Consider the following 15,308-nt stretch of genomic DNA (forward strand, 5'->3'; position numbering starts at 1 on the left):
GTCCTTCATGAGAGGAGTGCTTTTGACAGCGGCGGCAGCCCTCGCGCTCGCCGCGCTCTCGGCCGGGTGCGCGCCCACGTACGTCTACAACCCGGCGAACTACGCGAAGGAGTACGATCCGCGCAAGCACGAGTACGTGATCGGCGTGGGTGACCAGATCCGGGTCAACGTGTGGCGCATGGCCGACCTGTCGAGCGAGGCGCTGGTCAGGGCCGACGGGTACATCACGATGCCGCTCATCGGCGACGTCTACGTCTCCGGCAGGACGCCGACCCAGGTGCGCGAGGAGCTGAAAAAGCGGCTCTCCGAGTTCGTGAAGGACGAGACGGCCGTGATCACCGTCGCCGTTACCGGGATCAACAGCTACCGGTTCGTGGTCAGCGGCAACGTCGCGCGCGCCGGCATCTTCAACGCGAACTACTTCGTCTCCGTCTCCGAGGCGCTCGCGATGGCCGGCGGCCCGAACCAGTTCGCCTCGACCGATCAGATCCTGCTCATCCGCATGGATAGCCCGGGCAAATACCGGCACATCCCCATCAACTACGACGATATCGCCTCACGCAAGCGGCCCGAGCAGGATCTCGTGCTCAAGGCGGGCGATACCGTCTTCGTGCCCTGATCGTGGCCGGCTCCTCCGCGCTCGCCCGCAAGGCCGTCCTCGGCGCGGTCTGGACGATCGCGACCGGGCTCGGCTCGCGCGTCATCGGGCTGATTGGCACCCTCGTCCTCACCCGGTTCATCGCGCCGGACGTGTACGGCGAGGTCTCGGCCGCGTCCGTCGTCATCATGACGGCGCACTTCGTGTCGAGCCTCGGCATCGGCCAGTACATCGCGTCGCAGCCGCAGCTCGACCGCCAGACCGTCTTCAACGCCACAGTCTATTTCCACGCGGCGGGGCTGCTCGCCATCGGCGTCATCTATCTCCTCCGGGAGCCGATCGCGGTGCACCTCGTCGGCGCGCCCGGGATGCTCGAGTTCATGCCCGGGCTCATCGTCGCGATGCTCATCGATCGGATCTGGTACGTCCCCGATCGCCTGCTCATCCGCGAGATGCGCTTCCGCAGCGTCAGCCTCCGCAACGCGGCCGGCGAGCTCACCTACACCGCGGCGTCGGTCCTCCTCGCCGTGCGCGGCTGGGGGGGCAACGCCATCGTGGTCGCGACGCTCCTGCGCGCCCTCGTCCGCGTCGTCACCACGGTCCCGGCGGTGAGCCTCGCCGAGTGGCTGACGCCGAGCCCGCTGTCGCGCGAGAAGGCGCGCGACCTGTTCGCCTTCGGCATCCCGCTCAACTTCGGGTCGCTGGCGAACTTCGGGGCCTCGAAGTGGGACAACCTCGTCATGATCCGGCTGTTCGGCGAGCACGTCGGCGGGCTCTACAACCTCGCGTGGAACCTCGCCGACATCCCGGCCTCGCAGGTCGGCGAGCGCATCGGCGACGTGCTCGTCCCGTCGTTCTCGAAGCTCGAGCCGGAGCAGCGCAAGGTCGCCCTGGTCCGCGCGCTCACGCTGCTCTCGCTGCTCATCTTCCCGCTCGCCGTCGGCCTCGGCGCGGTCGCCCCGACGATCCTCAACGACACGTTCTTCAACGACGCCTGGGAGCCGGCCGGCCCGCTCCTCGCCGTGCTGTCGGCGCTCGGCGTCACCCGCCCGATCGGCTGGGTCATGTCCTCGTACATGCAGGTCTATGGCCGGACGCGGGCGATCATGGTCCTGGAGTGGCTCAAGGTGGTCGCGATCGTCAGCGGCATCGCGCTGCTCGGCACGATCGGCGGCGTCCTCTGGGCGTGCGCCGGGGTGGGCGTCGCGTTCGGGGTGCACGCCCTCGGGAGCCTCTGGGTGGTGAAGCGCGCCGACGGCGTGCCGTACATGCGGCTGCTGCGCCCGCTGGTCCGCCCGCTGGTCGCGTGCGTGCCCATGGTCATTGCTGTGCTCGCCGTCCGTTACGCCATACGGCCGCTCGGCGAGCTGCCCCGCGGCTTCCGCCTCGGCGCCGAGGTCCTCGCGGGCGCGCTGGTCTTCGCCGGCTCCGCGCTGATCATCGCGCGGCAGGCGTCGCGCGACTTCCTCCAGCTCGCCCGCGAGGCGGTGCGCCGCCGTCGCTGACGTGTGACGCGCGGTTGCTGGCTGACGGCTGACGGCTGCCGGCCGCTGGCGCTTCACGGTCGACCGTGGGACCCCTTTCGACAATCGAGCGAAATTTGGGGGCCTGTGGTAGCGTCGGGCCCCTCTCTTCAACATGGGTCGGGATCCGCGTGGCGGCTCCCCTCCACCACTGGAGATCAAAGGAAATGGCAGAGACGCATCCCGCCGCGGTCGAGAGCCTCCTGGCGAAGATCAACTCGCGCGAAGCCCAGGTGGGCATCATCGGCATGGGCTATGTCGGCCTGCCGCTGGCGCTCACGTTCATCGAGAAGGGCTTCCGCGTGCTGGGCTTCGACGTCGACCCCGAGAAGGTCACCGCGCTCAGCGAGGGGAAGAGCTACATCAAGCACCTCGATCCCTCGCGCGTCGCGGCGGCATCCAAGACGGGTCGGTTCGAGGCGACGGCGGACTTCGGCCGGCTCAACGAGCCCGACGCCATCCTCATCTGCGTCCCCACCCCGCTGACCGCCCAGCGGGAGCCCGATATGAGCTACGTCGTCATTTCGGCCCAGAAGATCAAGGAGCGGCTGCGGAAGGGGCAGCTCGTCGTCCTCGAGTCGACCACGTACCCCGGCACCACCGACGAGCTGGTCAAGGGCATCCTCGAGCAATCAGGCCTCCGCATGGGCGAGGATTTCTACCTTGCCTTCTCGCCCGAGCGCGAGGACCCGGGCAACCGCGATCACAGCACCGCGACCATCCCGAAGGTCGTCGGCGGCGTCGATCGCGCGTCGCTGGTCCTCTCGCAGGCGCTGTACTCCCAGGCGATCGCGCGCACCGTGGCCGTGTCGTCGGCGCGCGCGGCCGAGGCGGCGAAGCTCACCGAGAACATCTTTCGGGCCATCAACATCGCCCTCGTGAACGAGCTCAAGGTCGTCTACGACGCCATGGGCATCGACGTCTGGGAGGTGCTCGACGCCGCCTCGACCAAGCCGTTCGGCTTCATGCGGTTCAACCCGGGCCCGGGCTGGGGCGGCCACTGCATCCCGCTCGATCCGTTCTACCTCGCCTGGAAGGCACGCGAGTTCGGCGTGTCCACGAAGTTCATCGAGCTCGCGGGCGAGGTGAACGTCGAGATGCCGCACTACGTCGTCAACAAGCTCCAGCTCGGGCTGAACGAGCGCGGCAAGCCGATGAAGGGCACGAAGGTCCTGCTCCTCGGCGTCGCCTACAAGAAGGACATCGACGATCCGCGCGAGAGCCCCGCGTTCGAGATCATCGAGCTCCTGCGCCGCCTCGGCGCCGTGCTCAGCTACCACGACCCGCACGTGCCCAAGCTGCCGCGCATGCGCACCTGGCCGCACCTGCCGGAGCTCTCGTCGGTGCCCCTCAACGAGGCCACCCTCAAGAGCCACGACGCGGTCATGGTCGTCACCGATCACTCCGTGGTCGATTACGACTTCGTGCTCAACCACGCCGCCCTGATCGTCGACGCCCGCGGCGTGTACCGCAACGTGCACCCCAAGGTGATCAAGGCCTAGCCGAGGACGCCCCGAGCGGCACGCGCCGGCGGGTGCGGCGGTTTGGTGACCGGGCACCCATCGGCGACGTCCTCGCCGCCTCGCCCGCCCGCGCCGCGGCGTGTCGCAAAGCGCCCGCGCTGTGGGCGCCGCGGCGCGGAAACGCTCGCGGGCGCCCGCGAGCGCCTGCGAACGCCTGAACAACGGCCTTTACGTACGCGGATCTCGCTGCGCTCGCGAAATCGCGAGCATCCCCTTGATGTCAGGGCGCCGGTTCGGTACCCATCGAAGACGGTCCATGTCCACGCCGCCGCCCATGGTCGGGCCAGGTCGAACGATGTCGCCTGCAGATGAGAACCTGGGCCCTGCGCCGTCGAGCTCGGATTGGAAGGGGCACCTGGAGATCCGGCTCGGCGATCTCCCGGGGACGCGGCGGCCGCTGACCGAGTCGCACATCGTCATCGGCAGGGCGCCGGGCGTGCAGCTCACGCTCGACCACTACACGGTCTCGCGGCGCCACGCGGAGCTCTTCTGCGATCCGTTCGGCCGGTGGTGGATCCGCGACCTCGGCAGCACCAACGGCACGCTCGTCAACGACGAGCGGATCAACGAGAAGGTGCTGAAGCCGGGAGATCGCATCGGGATCGGCGACTACATCCTCGAGTTCCAGCTCACGGCGCGCGCCCCCCGCGTGCCGCTCGACCCGGGCGGGCTCCATTTCGAGGAGGACAAACCGACCGCGATCCGCAAGCTCGGCGAGCTCGACCCGCCGCGGATCGCCGCGAAGCACCTGTTCACCCTGATGGACCTGTCGCGGCGGCTCCTCAGCATCGAGGACGCCACGGACCGGTTCGACGCGCTCTGCCAGCTGATGGTCCGGGAGGACTTCCACGGCAGCATGGCGCTCGCGCTGCGGCTCCGGCAGAACGGCGCGCTCACGATCCTGTCCGGGCCGCACCGCCCGTTCCAGTCGCTCCGGCGCGAGGACTCGGTCGCCCCGCCGTACATCTCGCGCCGCGTGCTCGCGGCCGTGCAGGACACGCGCGAGCCGGTGCTCGCCGGCAACCTGGTGAGCGACAGCGCCACGGTCGAGCTCACGATGTCGCGCGACGTCATGGCGCTCTGGGTCGTCGCCTGTCCGCTGCGCGTCGAGGAGCAGCTGATGAACCTGCTCTACGTGACCCTGCCGCCCGACTTCGGCAGCGTCGAGTGGCTCGGGCTCATCGCGCTCGCGGCGGAGGTCTACCAGCAGGCCGAGTCGGCGTGGGAGGCGCGGCGCCACGCGCAGGCGCACGCGGCGATCGAGCGCGAGCTCGAGATGGCGCACCAGATCCAGCGGACGTTCGTCCCGAAGCGGCTGGAGTTCAAGGCGCTCGACGTGGCGCTCGGCTTCGAGCCGTGCCGGTGGGTCGGCGGCGACTACGTGGACATCGTCCCGATGCCCGACGGCCGGCTGATGCTGGCGGTGGCGGACGTCTGCGGCAAGGGGCTCCAGGCCGCGCTCATCGGGTCGAGCGTGCACACGATGGTGCGGGCGACGGTCGACGCGGGCCGCGGCATCACGGGCATGATGGACCGGCTGAACGCCTACCTCTGCGAGTACCTGCCGGAGCAGTCGTTCGTGACGATGGTGGCGGTCGCCCTGGACCCGGCGACGGGCCGCATGGAGTGCGTCAACGCGGGGCACCCGCCGGCGCTGGTGGCGACCGCGGAGGGCGGCCTGCGGCACCTCCAGGCGGCGGTCAACCCGGCGCTCGGCATCGGGCCGGTGCCCATGGAGGCGCACCAGAGCGTGCTCGCGCCGGGCGAGGTGCTCGCGATGTACACGGACGGGCTCACCGAGCTGCGGAACTCGTCGAAGCAGATGCTCGGGCTGCACGCGCTCGGGACCGGCTTCGCCAAGCTGTGCGCGGCGAGCGCGGGGCGGCCGGTGGCGTCGATCGCCGACAAGCTCACGCAGATGCTCGAGGAGTTCCGCGGGGACCAGCTGCCCGAGGACGATAGGGCGTTCCTGCTCGCGCGGCGTACCTGACCCGAGGTCTTGCCGAGCTGCCCGGCCCCGGGGGAGGGGGCCTACGGTGGGCGCGGGGCCGGGACGAGCGTCGGCGACGCGGTGCTAGTACCGCGGGTCAGAACTCCCGCCAGGGATCTGCCTCGCGAGCGAAGAGAAACAAACGCAAGGGCGCAAAGGCGCAAAGGCGCAAAACTACAAATCTTTTTTGCGTCTTTGCGTCTTTGCGCCTTTGCGTTGAACTCTCTCTCCGGATCCCTGGCGGGCGGAACTAGGGCGCGGCGTCGCTGGCCGACGGCTCCGTGCCCTCGGGCGGCTCGATCGGCGTGGGATCGCGGTGAGGCGGCCCCACGGGGCCCGCGGAGCCGAACGGCTGGGTCATCGTGATGCGCGAGCCGGGCTCCATCCGCCGCGGGAACGCGCCCGACACGGACACGAGGACCGCGTTCCGGACGATGCGCTCGGGGAGCGCCGACGTCCTCGCCTCGGTGCGCTGGTTCGTGTGCTGGTACCGGAGCGCGAGCGCGAAATCCGGGATGACGACGACGGGGCTCCAGAGCAAGGCCACGTCGGTGAGCACCGCGATCGTGGTCGGCCCCGTCACGAGCTCCCCGGCCGCGTTCGCCTCGAGCGGCTGCGCGATCTGACCGCCGGCCGAGCCCTCGACCGACAGGTGCCAGGCCGGGCGGAGGGGCGCGGCGGCGCGGAGCGTCAGCTGGTGCGAGAGCTGGATCTGCTGCAAAAAGACGTTGGGCGTGGCCGTGTAGGCGTACGCGAGCTCGGCCTCGCCACGGTCGTGCGTGTAGCGCAGCGCCGCGAGCCCCGCCGGCCGCACGAGCGAATCGGCGCCGCCGGTCAGGTCCGTCGCGACCACCCCGCCGACGTCGAGCTGGCTCGAGAAGCGGCGGCCGAGGTCGTGCTGCCAGCTCGCCACGAGCGTGGTCAGGAGCTGATCGCGATCCTCGACCGTGTCCGCGGTCACCGGGACGTTGTCGAAGTGGGTGTAGCCGACCGAGAGCGCGCCGGACACGGTGTCGTGGCGGAAGATGCGCTGCGCGCTCAGCGTGTTCGACACGGTGAACGTGCGCTGCGGGAGATCCTGGAGCGGGTTGTAGACGAGGAACGTCGCCCCCTGCCCGAGCGCCCAGACCGGCGACGGCTGGAACGAGAACCCCTCGTTGAACGACGCCTGCACGAAGTTCGTCGTCCCGCCCGCGGTGCCCTGGATCGTCGTGGTCCCCGGCGTCTGCTCGAGCTGGAAGGTGTTGAGCTGGCCCTGCGACCCGGCCGCGCCGAGCGTCAGCGTGGTCCTCGGCGACGTGACGAAGCGGCCGGACCACATGGCCATGTTCGAGTACGAGCTCGCTTCCCAGTGCCGGAAGAAGAAGCTCGCCGAGAACGTGTACGACAGCGTCTGCGAGGTCCGCGGCGTCGTGTAGGTGAAGATCAGGCCGGGGCTCACGGTCCCGAAGCCGTCGGCGTCGGGGCCGGGCCCGGCCGGGGGCTCGGCCGCCGAGCTCACGTTGTCGGTGACGCCGATCGAGCCCGTGAAGACGCCCTGGAGATACGCGTCCTGCGCTCGAGCGTCGTCGTGGGTGAGGATCGCGCAGCCGAAGGCCGCGACCGCAATGCCTCGTCCGGAGCGCATGAGGGCCGCAAGGTAACAATGGAGCCGGCGCTCGGCTACGCCTCCCCGACCTTTCGAGCAGGGAAGCCGCGGGCCGCGCGCCATGCCCTCAGGCGTCGAGCAGGACGACACCGAGGATGGGCGCCGGCCGGAGCTGCTCGATGGCCTGGCGGATCGCCTTGCGGGTCGACTTCTTGACCTGCGACGTCAGGATCACACCGTCCACCGAGTCGCCGATCACGTTCATGTCCATGCTGCCGAGCACGGGGGGCGTGTCGATGATGATGTACGAGTAACCCGCGCGCTTGAGGCTCTCGATCGCGCTCGAGAACGCCACCGCGTCGAGGATCGGCGGCCGCTCCGTGCGCGGGTCGACGGCCAGGATGTGGACCGGCGTCTGGAGGGAGAGCCTCGGGTCCGGCGACCTGCCGCCCGCCGGCGCCGCGTTCCTGTCCGACGAGTCGAGGCCGTCGTCGCCGGGCGCCACGGCGGGCGCCGGCGCCGCCTGGTCGACCACGACCCAGGGGGCGAACCGATCGGCGGCGTGGCGCTGGAGCTGCTCGCTGAAGCAGCTCGGGGGATCGAACCGCAGCGCCTTCGCGATGCCGGGCTGGCGGATGTTCGCCTCGACGAGGAGGATCTTCCCGCGGACGGTCTCGCGCAGGGCGAGCGCCAGGTTGATGGCGCACGACGTCTTGCCCTCGCCCGGCCCGGCGCTCGTCACGGCGATCGTGGTCCCGACGGCCGACGGCAGCTTGCGCCGGAGCGTCCGGTAGGCGTCCGCCTGCGGCGAGTACGGCGCGTGGATCATCACGATGCTCGGAGCCACGGCGTCCGGCAGCGGCAGCGGGCGCACGGTGACCTCGCCGAAGCCGCCCAGGCCCTCCTCCGGGAGCAGCCCGGCGTTCTCCGGGCCGCTCGGCAGCGAGCGCATGTGCTCGATGTGCAGCGACGGCGGCTCCTCGAACGTCGGATCCAGCGACTGCAGCTTCGCGTCCACGGCCTGCTGCGCCGGGGTCGACACCACGCGGTTGAAGATGAGCGACGGCGGCGACGAGAACGTGGCGGTGCCCGAGCGCTCCAGCGGTCTCTCGGGCGGCGGCGGCTGCTGCGGCTGCGGCGGCGGCACCTCGCGCACCGTCACCTCGCGCGCGGCGCCCGGCACCACGCGGTCGAAGACGAGCGACGGGGGCGAGGGGAACGTCCCGCTGAACGAGCGCTCCAGGTGCGGCGCGCCCGCGGCGTGCGGCGCCGCTTCGCGGACGCCCACGTCGCGCGCCGGCGGCGCGATGACCCGCTCGATCGGCACCGGCATCGCCGGCGCGCCCGGGCCGCTCGGCGCGAGCCCGGGGCTGCTCAGCGTGGCGCTCAGGTCGACGACGCGCGTCACCACCGGGGCCGCGTAGGGCCGCTCGGGGCCGGGCGGCAGCGCGGGCGCGGGCACGCCGTGCATCGCCGCGTGGCCGTGAGGCGCGCCGTGCTCCCCGTGCTCCCCGGACAGCCCCGCCAGGAACATCGCCGCCGCCTGGGGCGGCGACCGGAGCGGCGCCTGCATGCCGGGATGACCGCCGGCCGCCGCCGGCCCGGGGCCGAGGCGCAGCCCCATCCCGTGCTGCCCCGCGTGCGGCAGGTCATGGCGGATGGTCGGCGAGTCGAACGCGGCGCCCGAGTCGTCCTGGCTCGGGCGCTCCGCCGAGACCACGTCCTCGGCGTCGTTGGCGAGGCGCAGGACGCGGGCGATCATCTCCTCGCGCACGTCCGGATCCGGCGCGATCGAGCGCCAGTTGCCGACCACGTTGCGGAGCCGGCGCGCCTCGATGACGAGGGCGCGGACCCGCGCGGTCTGCTCCGCGCGACTCAGGAAGTCGCAGACCTGATCGAGCGCCCGCTCCAGAGACGCGACCGGCGGGGGCTTCCCCGGCTCAGCTCCGCCTGTTTCAGCCACGGCGTCCTCGGGGCCCGCGCGCGTTGGCCGGTACGACGACGAGCACCGGAGCGAGCGCCATTCGATCGATATCTTCCATGTCGTAAACCCGATCGTCGAGCACGATGCCACGCGCCGCCGCGGCGGCGATCCCGGCCGCGACGGACACGAAGAGCCCCGCGATGGCGAGGATCAGCCGCGACGGGCTCGAGGGCGCGCTCGGCCTGTACGCCGGGTCGAGCACCTCGATCTGCGCCGAGTAGCCGCCCTGCTCCGAGCTCGCGGCCATCTCCGCGCGGAACGACTTGCCCTCGAGGTCGGCGAGCCGCTGCTGCGCGCGCGCCTTCTCGCGGCTGAGCCGCGACCACTCGGTCTCGGTGTTGATGATCGCCTTGGCCGTCTCGCTCGCGTCGGCCGGGTTCCCCATCTTCGCGCTCCTGCGCGCGGCGATCTCCCGCTCGATCTTCGCGAGCTGGGCCTTGATCTTCGCCTTCTCGGCCTCGTCGGTCGCGGCGACCTCCACGACCGGCGCGGGCGGCATGATCAGCGCCTCCTCGGCGCGCCGCAGCGCCGCCTCGGCGTTGCTCACGCGGGCGGCCGCGGCCCGGACGTCCGGGTGCTGCTCGGTGAACCGGGACTGCTTGTCGGCCAGGTCCCGCCGCGCGGTCGCGAGCTCCTGCTCGGCCTGATCCCTCTGGCGGACCAGCACGGGGGAGGGCGCCCCCCCGACGCTCGGCGCCGCCTGCTCCGGCTTGCCGGTGAGCCGGGCCCGCAGGCGGGGCGCCTGCCGCTCGAGCGCCTCCAGCGTCGGGTCCGTGGTGGTCGAGCGGCGCTCCTGCGCGCGGATGGCGGCGCCGGTCTGCGCGCCGCCCGGCGCGGCCTGCTCGGCGGCGAACTCGGGGTGCTCGGCCAGGAACGCCGCGAGCTCGGTCTCCGCCTTCTCGACGTCCTGCTCGGCGCGCTTCAGCTCGGCGTCGAGGAACTCGTTGGTCAGCTTCGCCTGCGACCTGCGCATGCGCGTCGTCTCCTCGACGAGGATGTCGGCGAGCCGCTGCGTCACCTCCTGCGCCTGCTCGCGCGTCTCCCCCTCGGCCGAGATCGCGAAGGTGTCGGTCGAGCGGGCCTTGAAGGTGATCTTCATGCGGAGCCGGTCGACCGCGTCGACCATGCCCCGCTTCTCGAGGACGTCGGGGAAGAGGTTGAACTCGGTCACGACCTTCTCGAGGTTGGAGCGCGCGAGCAGCGTCTCCTTCAGCCGCGCGGAGAGGGTGCGGAGCGGGTCGGGCCCGTCCGGCCCGAGGTACGTCGCCTTCACGCCCTCCCGGTAGAAGATCACCGTCTCGGAGCGGTACGCGGGCTTCCTCGACTGCACGACGAGCACCGTGAAGGCGATCCCCGCGAGCGCCACGAGCACGGCCACGTACCAGTGCGCCAGGGTCCGGTTGATCATCGCGCTGATGCTGGGCGGCTGCGGACCCGCAGGTCGCGCCGTCGCATCGACGGGAAGCGCCCCGAGCGCCTCCTGGGGCGGGAGAGGCCCGGAGGTCTGCTGGTTCATCTTCTTGTCCATTGTTCGCGCTCCTCGAAGGTTGCCCTTGCTCCGCCCGACCCGGAGAACGCGCACCTACGTCCGGCGGACGGCTGCCTATCGTAGACGTGCGCCGCCCGAGCGCCAGCTTGTTGCACGCGGCCCGCGCTCGCCGCACGCGGCCCCGAGCCCATCACGCCCCCGGCACAAGCGTGAGGCGGCGTGGCCAGGATCACGGCGCGCGGCGCGCCCTTGTCCCCACGCGCCCTCGTCCCCGCGCGCCCCCGCCCGCGCACCCCCGCCCCCGCGCGCCCCCGCCCCGCGCGCGGCACCGGCCGCTGCCGCGGGGCCGGCGGCGAGCGCGCCGCCCCGGAGCGTCACGTGGGGAACACCCGATCGAGGCGCAGCAGGCGGAAGATGGCGCGCGGCTGATCCCGGAGGCCCACGATGCGCACCTGACCGCCGTTGGCTCGCACCCGCTTGAACAGCGAGACGATGACGCCGACGCCGGAGCTGTCGATCAGCCGGAGGGACGAGAGCTCGAGCGTGATGTTCTGCCGGTTCTCGGCCACCAGCTCGTCCACCAACGTCCTGAACTCCGGTGCGGTCACCGCGTCGAGGGTCCCCTCGAACTGCACAACCGTCTCATTGCCGTTATCGGTCCGCGTATAGCTCATTGGATTTTGATTCCCCCAGCGGCGCGGGCTGCGCCCAAGCGGGAGACGCTCCGCATTCGGAAACTGCTCGTCCGATGCCCCGTCGCCTCGGCGAAATCGGCATCGGAATGCTCTTGTTCGCTGCTGCCTTCACTGCCGTCGCCGGCGACGCACGAGCTGCCCTCCCGCCGCTTCACGAGGCGGAGGACATTCGGGCTGCCGGGACAGTAATCGACCTCATCCATGAACGACTTGATGATGAAGAGCCCCATGCCGGACTCGGGGAGGTCGTCGATGGGAGGGTTGTCGATGGCCGCGGGGTCGAAGCTGCATCCCGTGTCCATCAGGCGGATGATGATGCCGTCCGCGTCGGACTCGATCTCGATGTCCACGTCGCCGGGCGGGCCAGCCCGGTATCCATGAATCGCGATGTTGTTGAACGCCTCCCCGAACGCCGAGACTGTCTGGTCCTCGAAGTCTTCCTGGGTCAGGCCGGGCGATCCGCCTTCGACCCTCCCAGGCGCGGCCATCTTGCATGCGGCCGCCACCACGCGGAGGGCGAGGTGGCGATAGGTCAACGAACCTGGTACGCGGAGTCGGATCACGCCCAAACCTCCATCCGAGCTTGTACCCTACCACGTTCTCGACTATGGGAGCCACAAGGTAAACAGTGACACCTGGCGTTCGTGTAGCGAAACGTGCGATCGACATCGCGGGCTCGCTCGTGGGTCTCACGCTGACCCTCCCGCTCTACCCGATCATCGGCGCGGCCATCTACCTCGAGTCGCCCGGGCCGATCTTCTACATGCAGCGCCGCGCGGGCATGCTGATCGGCACGGAAGTGCGGGATGGCGTGAGCTACCCGCGGTTCGTCGAATTCCATATGCGCAAGTTCCGTTCCATGCGCGTGGATGCCGAGAAGATGACCGGGCCCGTGCTCGCGCAGCAGGACGACCCGCGCATCACGCGCGTCGGGCGCTTCCTGCGCAAGACGCGCCTCGACGAGATCCCGCAGTTCTGGAGCGTGCTCATGGGCGACATGAGCATCGTGGGGCCGCGCCCCGAGCGGCCGGAGCTGCTCGTCAACCTGGCGCTCGCCATCCCGTTCTTCGAGGAGCGGATGCGCGACATCAAGCCGGGCATCACGGGGCTCGCGCAGGTGTCGCTGGGCTACACCGGCCGCGCCCCGGCTGAGAGCGAGGTCGCCGCGTTCGAGGCGACGCTGACGAACCCGTTCGGCCTCGAGGAGGCGGAGGGGGCCGAGGCCGACGACATGCGGATGAAGCTGCTGTTCGACCTCGCGTACGCCGCGTCGCTCGAGAAGCTCTCGACGTTCCTGTCGATGGAGCTCTCGATCATCCTGAAGACGCCGCTCGTGATGGTCCTCGGCCTCGGGCGCTGACCGGCGCGGCCGCCCCAGCTCCGCGCGCCAGCGATCCCCGGCGGGATCGCCGGCGGGCGGAGCTACGCTCGCTTGCTGAGCACGAAGATCACCAGCACGATGGCGAGGTCGGCCAGGATGAGCCGGTAGACGTCGCGCTTCTCGAGCCGGATCGAGAAGTTCGGATCGACGCTCCGGATGGCGCAGTACAGCGCCCCCGCGAGGCCGAAGTAGATCCAGAGCACGTAGTGGTAGGTGAACGAGAGGAAGAAGATCCCGACCATCATCCCGCAGAACCCGGCCATGACCGCCATGGCCCAGGCGCGGATCGTCGCGAACTGGGCGCCGTGCTCGTACCGCTTGAGCGCGACCAGCGAGATCTTCAGCGTGAGGTAGATCATCGCCGTCCACGCGAACATCCCGAGCGGACCGAGCTCCGAGAGCGCGAGGAGGTACGCGTTGTGCGCGGTGAGCCAGTGGTGCTCCGTGAACTGGCGGAAGCCCGCGCCCATCAGCGGGAACGCCCGGTAGATGAGCAGGCCCTCGGCCAGGATCTCCGTGCGCTCGTTCGCCGATTCGTCCGCCTCGCCGCCGCCGCGGCCGCCGAAGAGCATGAGCGGCGCCGCGAAGACCGCGCCGAAGATCGCGCCGCGGACGCCGTACTTCTTGACGAAGTAGACGCCCAGCACCGTCGCGAAGACGAGCTGGCCGCCGCGCGACTGCGTGAGGATGATCGCGGTCGCGATCACGAGGAGCGAGACGAGGACCAGGAGCGCGCGCGTGAACGAGCGCTTCTGCTCGAACAGGGCGAAGCTGAACGGCAGGACGATGCCCGACGTGAGCGCGAGCTCGTTCGGATCCTGGAGCACGCCGCGCCAGCGCACCCGGCCGTTGATCGTCGACGTCTTGAAGAGGCCGACGCGCTCGCACAGGTACTCGGCCTCGGGATCGGCGCCGGGGCCCTCGCGGCAGTCCACGCGCATCTCGCAGGGCCGGCCGTCGGGGATGCCGGCCTCGCCGCGCGAGCCGCCGATGGTCTGCGTCATCGCGAGGCACTGGAACGACGAGAACCCCTGGTGCACCGCGACGCCCGCCACGAAGAGGCCCATGATGAGCACCGTGCCGGCGAGCTTCTGGAAGCCCTTGAAGCCCTCGGGGCTGTGCCCGATCAGGAAGAAGAGGACGAACGTCACGCTGATCGAGACGAAGCCCTCGGAGAACTCGGCGGGGTTCCGCAGGCCGAGCGTGAGCACGCACCAGAAGTAGACGACGATCGCCCAGCGCAGCTGCGGGGTCGCCCTCAGCCTGACCTTGCCCAGGGCGAGGTCGAGGCCCATGCCCATGAAGGCGAGGGCGAGCCAGAGGTACAGGAACGGCAGGCTCTCGAAGCGCTCGTCCCACTCCTGGGGCCTGCCGTAGATGAAGATGATGAGAAGGATGACCCCGGGGAGCGCGAGCATGACGAGGGTCCTCAGCGAAGACGCGGTTCGGGTGGAGGGGGACGTTCCGGAGGATCGCGGCCCGCGTCAAGCGGCTTGCGCCGGCGCCTCCCGGAGCGATCGCCGTCGCCGCGCGCGCGACGCTACGTGGTGAGGCCCATGCGGCGCACGGCCTGGTTCAGGAACGGAACGAACTCGTCCGCGGCCCTCTCGTTGCCCTCGCGCGAGGGGTGGTTGTCGGTGTTCCCCTCCGAGCCGTGCTGCGAGAAGTTGGACTCGCCCTTGTTCGTGAGCACGTCGTAGTAGTCGAAGACGACCACGTTCTTCTCGGGATAACCGCTGAGCCAGCCTTCGGGCGATTTGACCCAGTTGTTGAACGAGCGGGCGAGGTCGGCCTGGCGCTGCGCGACCTCGGCCTCCGACGGCTTGCCGAGGATCTTCTTCGCGGTCCACTTCCAGGCGGGCTCCTTCGAGCGCTTGAGGATGTTGGCCGGGGCGGTCATGTAGACGAACAGCGTGTCCTTGCGCTTCGCGAGCTCGGGCAGGAGCGACGAGAGCGTGGCCTTCGCGTTCCAGACGGTCAGCTCCGGGCCGGCCGGGTTGCCGGGGGCGGCGCCCTCGCCGACGAAGCGGTTGTTCGGATAACAGGACTTGAAGACGACGATCCGGTTGACCACGCCGTCCGGGTGCTTCTGGTCGTTGAGCGCGACCCGGAGCACGCTGTCCATCCTGTCGCGGAACTTGGGCGCCCAGTGGAAGAGGTCGGTGTCCTCGCCGATCGCGCTGCCGTAGGAGGCCTCGTGGACGCGGTAGCCCTGCTCGATGAGCCGCTTCTTGAGGCCGCCGCCGTTCGGGTGCGTCTCGTAGACGCACGACGCCTTCTCCTTCTCGGGGCCCGGGTCCGCGAGCAGCTGGCCGCCGACGGAGTGGTGGATGAACAGCAGATCCAGCGGGGCGCCGGGCGGGGCGCTCGAGAAGCCCGACAGGTCGAGCGAGCCGGCCTTCGCGATGGGGCCGGTGGCGGCGGGGGCCTTGCCCTCGATGGGGATGAACAGGGCGCCCAGCGCGACGAGGAATGCGCCGGCAGACACGAGGTGCTTCTTGCTCATGGCATCTCCGTGGAGGACGTGGGCAGGGAAG

The 15,308-nt window shown here is 70.5% G+C and carries 12 protein-coding genes; 5 read left to right on the forward strand and 7 right to left on the reverse strand.

Annotation, left to right across the window (positions count from 1 at the left end):
• Positions 1–16: 16 nt before the first annotated feature.
• The 4 genes from WMF33_RS06450 (at position 17) to WMF33_RS06465 (ending at position 5,634) form a co-directional block, all read left to right on the forward strand.
• Positions 17–619, forward strand: coding sequence for a polysaccharide biosynthesis/export family protein (locus WMF33_RS06450; protein ID WP_236644468.1), 603 nt, complete (start codon positions 17–19; stop codon positions 617–619).
• 2 nt (positions 620–621) lie between these two features.
• Positions 622–2,103 (forward strand): oligosaccharide flippase family protein, encoded by a 1,482-nt coding sequence (locus WMF33_RS06455; RefSeq protein ID WP_437336308.1) that lies wholly within the window; start codon positions 622–624, stop codon positions 2,101–2,103.
• Between the two features lie 185 nt (positions 2,104–2,288).
• On the forward strand, positions 2,289–3,623 hold the full coding sequence (locus WMF33_RS06460; RefSeq protein WP_437336309.1) for a nucleotide sugar dehydrogenase: 1,335 nt from the start codon (positions 2,289–2,291) through the stop codon (positions 3,621–3,623).
• A gap of 316 nt (positions 3,624–3,939) precedes the next feature.
• Entirely contained in the window at positions 3,940–5,634 is a 1,695-nt protein-coding gene (locus WMF33_RS06465) for a SpoIIE family protein phosphatase (protein ID WP_020733221.1), read from the forward strand.
• A gap of 250 nt (positions 5,635–5,884) precedes the next feature.
• On the opposite strand, the gene WMF33_RS06470 is transcribed toward WMF33_RS06465, so the two are convergent.
• From WMF33_RS06470 to WMF33_RS06490, 5 genes are all read right to left on the reverse strand, one after another.
• Positions 5,885–7,261 carry a hypothetical protein gene (locus WMF33_RS06470; RefSeq protein WP_437336310.1) on the reverse strand — a complete coding sequence of 459 codons (1,377 nt, stop codon included), beginning with the start codon at positions 7,259–7,261 and terminating at the stop codon, positions 5,885–5,887.
• 88 nt (positions 7,262–7,349) lie between these two features.
• Positions 7,350–9,185 carry a CpsD/CapB family tyrosine-protein kinase gene (locus WMF33_RS06475; RefSeq protein WP_437336311.1) on the reverse strand — a complete coding sequence of 612 codons (1,836 nt, stop codon included), beginning with the start codon at positions 9,183–9,185 and terminating at the stop codon, positions 7,350–7,352.
• Positions 9,178–10,734 carry a GumC family protein gene (locus WMF33_RS06480; protein WP_061621413.1) on the reverse strand — a complete coding sequence of 519 codons (1,557 nt, stop codon included), beginning with the start codon at positions 10,732–10,734 and terminating at the stop codon, positions 9,178–9,180. The genes WMF33_RS06475 and WMF33_RS06480 overlap by 8 nt, the downstream gene beginning before the upstream one ends.
• 335 nt (positions 10,735–11,069) lie before the next feature.
• Positions 11,070–11,369, reverse strand: coding sequence for an STAS domain-containing protein (locus tag WMF33_RS06485; protein ID WP_044985570.1), 300 nt, complete (start codon positions 11,367–11,369; stop codon positions 11,070–11,072).
• A complete protein-coding gene (locus WMF33_RS06490; RefSeq protein WP_148313353.1) occupies positions 11,366–11,953 on the reverse strand; it encodes an ATP-binding protein in 588 nt (195 codons plus the stop codon). Before WMF33_RS06490 ends, WMF33_RS06485 begins: the two co-directional genes overlap by 4 nt.
• A 65-nt stretch (positions 11,954–12,018) precedes the next feature.
• Here WMF33_RS06490 and WMF33_RS06495 point away from each other — a divergent pair, with 65 nt between their 5' ends.
• On the forward strand, positions 12,019–12,750 hold the full coding sequence (locus tag WMF33_RS06495; RefSeq protein ID WP_044985571.1) for a sugar transferase: 732 nt from the start codon (positions 12,019–12,021) through the stop codon (positions 12,748–12,750).
• A gap of 62 nt (positions 12,751–12,812) precedes the next feature.
• Here WMF33_RS06495 and WMF33_RS06500 read toward each other — a convergent pair whose 3' ends face one another.
• Together WMF33_RS06500 and WMF33_RS06505 are read right to left on the reverse strand one after the other, a co-directional pair.
• A complete protein-coding gene (locus tag WMF33_RS06500; RefSeq protein WP_437336312.1) occupies positions 12,813–14,189 on the reverse strand; it encodes an O-antigen ligase family protein in 1,377 nt (458 codons plus the stop codon).
• A gap of 122 nt (positions 14,190–14,311) precedes the next feature.
• Positions 14,312–15,277, reverse strand: coding sequence for a hypothetical protein (locus WMF33_RS06505; protein ID WP_437336313.1), 966 nt, complete (start codon positions 15,275–15,277; stop codon positions 14,312–14,314).
• Positions 15,278–15,308 lie beyond the last annotated feature (31 nt).

This window comes from Sorangium sp. So ce394, from assembly GCF_051474665.1.
GTDB classification, from domain to species: domain Bacteria; phylum Myxococcota_A; class Polyangia; order Polyangiales; family Polyangiaceae; genus Sorangium; species Sorangium cellulosum_D.

Bases quoted from the DNA above. Each gene is read 5' to 3' on its own strand.
- WMF33_RS06460 (WP_437336309.1), top strand. From the start codon at position 2,289: ATGGCAGAGACGCATCCCGCCGCGGTCGAGAGCCTCCTGGCGAAGATC.
- WMF33_RS06465 (WP_020733221.1), top strand. From the start codon at position 3,940: ATGTCGCCTGCAGATGAGAACCTGGGCCCTGCGCCGTCGAGCTCGGAT.
- WMF33_RS06470 (WP_437336310.1), bottom strand. From the start codon at position 7,261: ATGCGCTCCGGACGAGGCATTGCGGTCGCGGCCTTCGGCTGCGCGATC.
- WMF33_RS06480 (WP_061621413.1), bottom strand. From the start codon at position 10,734: ATGGACAAGAAGATGAACCAGCAGACCTCCGGGCCTCTCCCGCCCCAG.
- WMF33_RS06485 (WP_044985570.1), bottom strand. From the start codon at position 11,369: ATGAGCTATACGCGGACCGATAACGGCAATGAGACGGTTGTGCAGTTC.
- WMF33_RS06500 (WP_437336312.1), bottom strand. From the start codon at position 14,189: ATGCTCGCGCTCCCCGGGGTCATCCTTCTCATCATCTTCATCTACGGC.
- WMF33_RS06505 (WP_437336313.1), bottom strand. From the start codon at position 15,277: ATGAGCAAGAAGCACCTCGTGTCTGCCGGCGCATTCCTCGTCGCGCTG.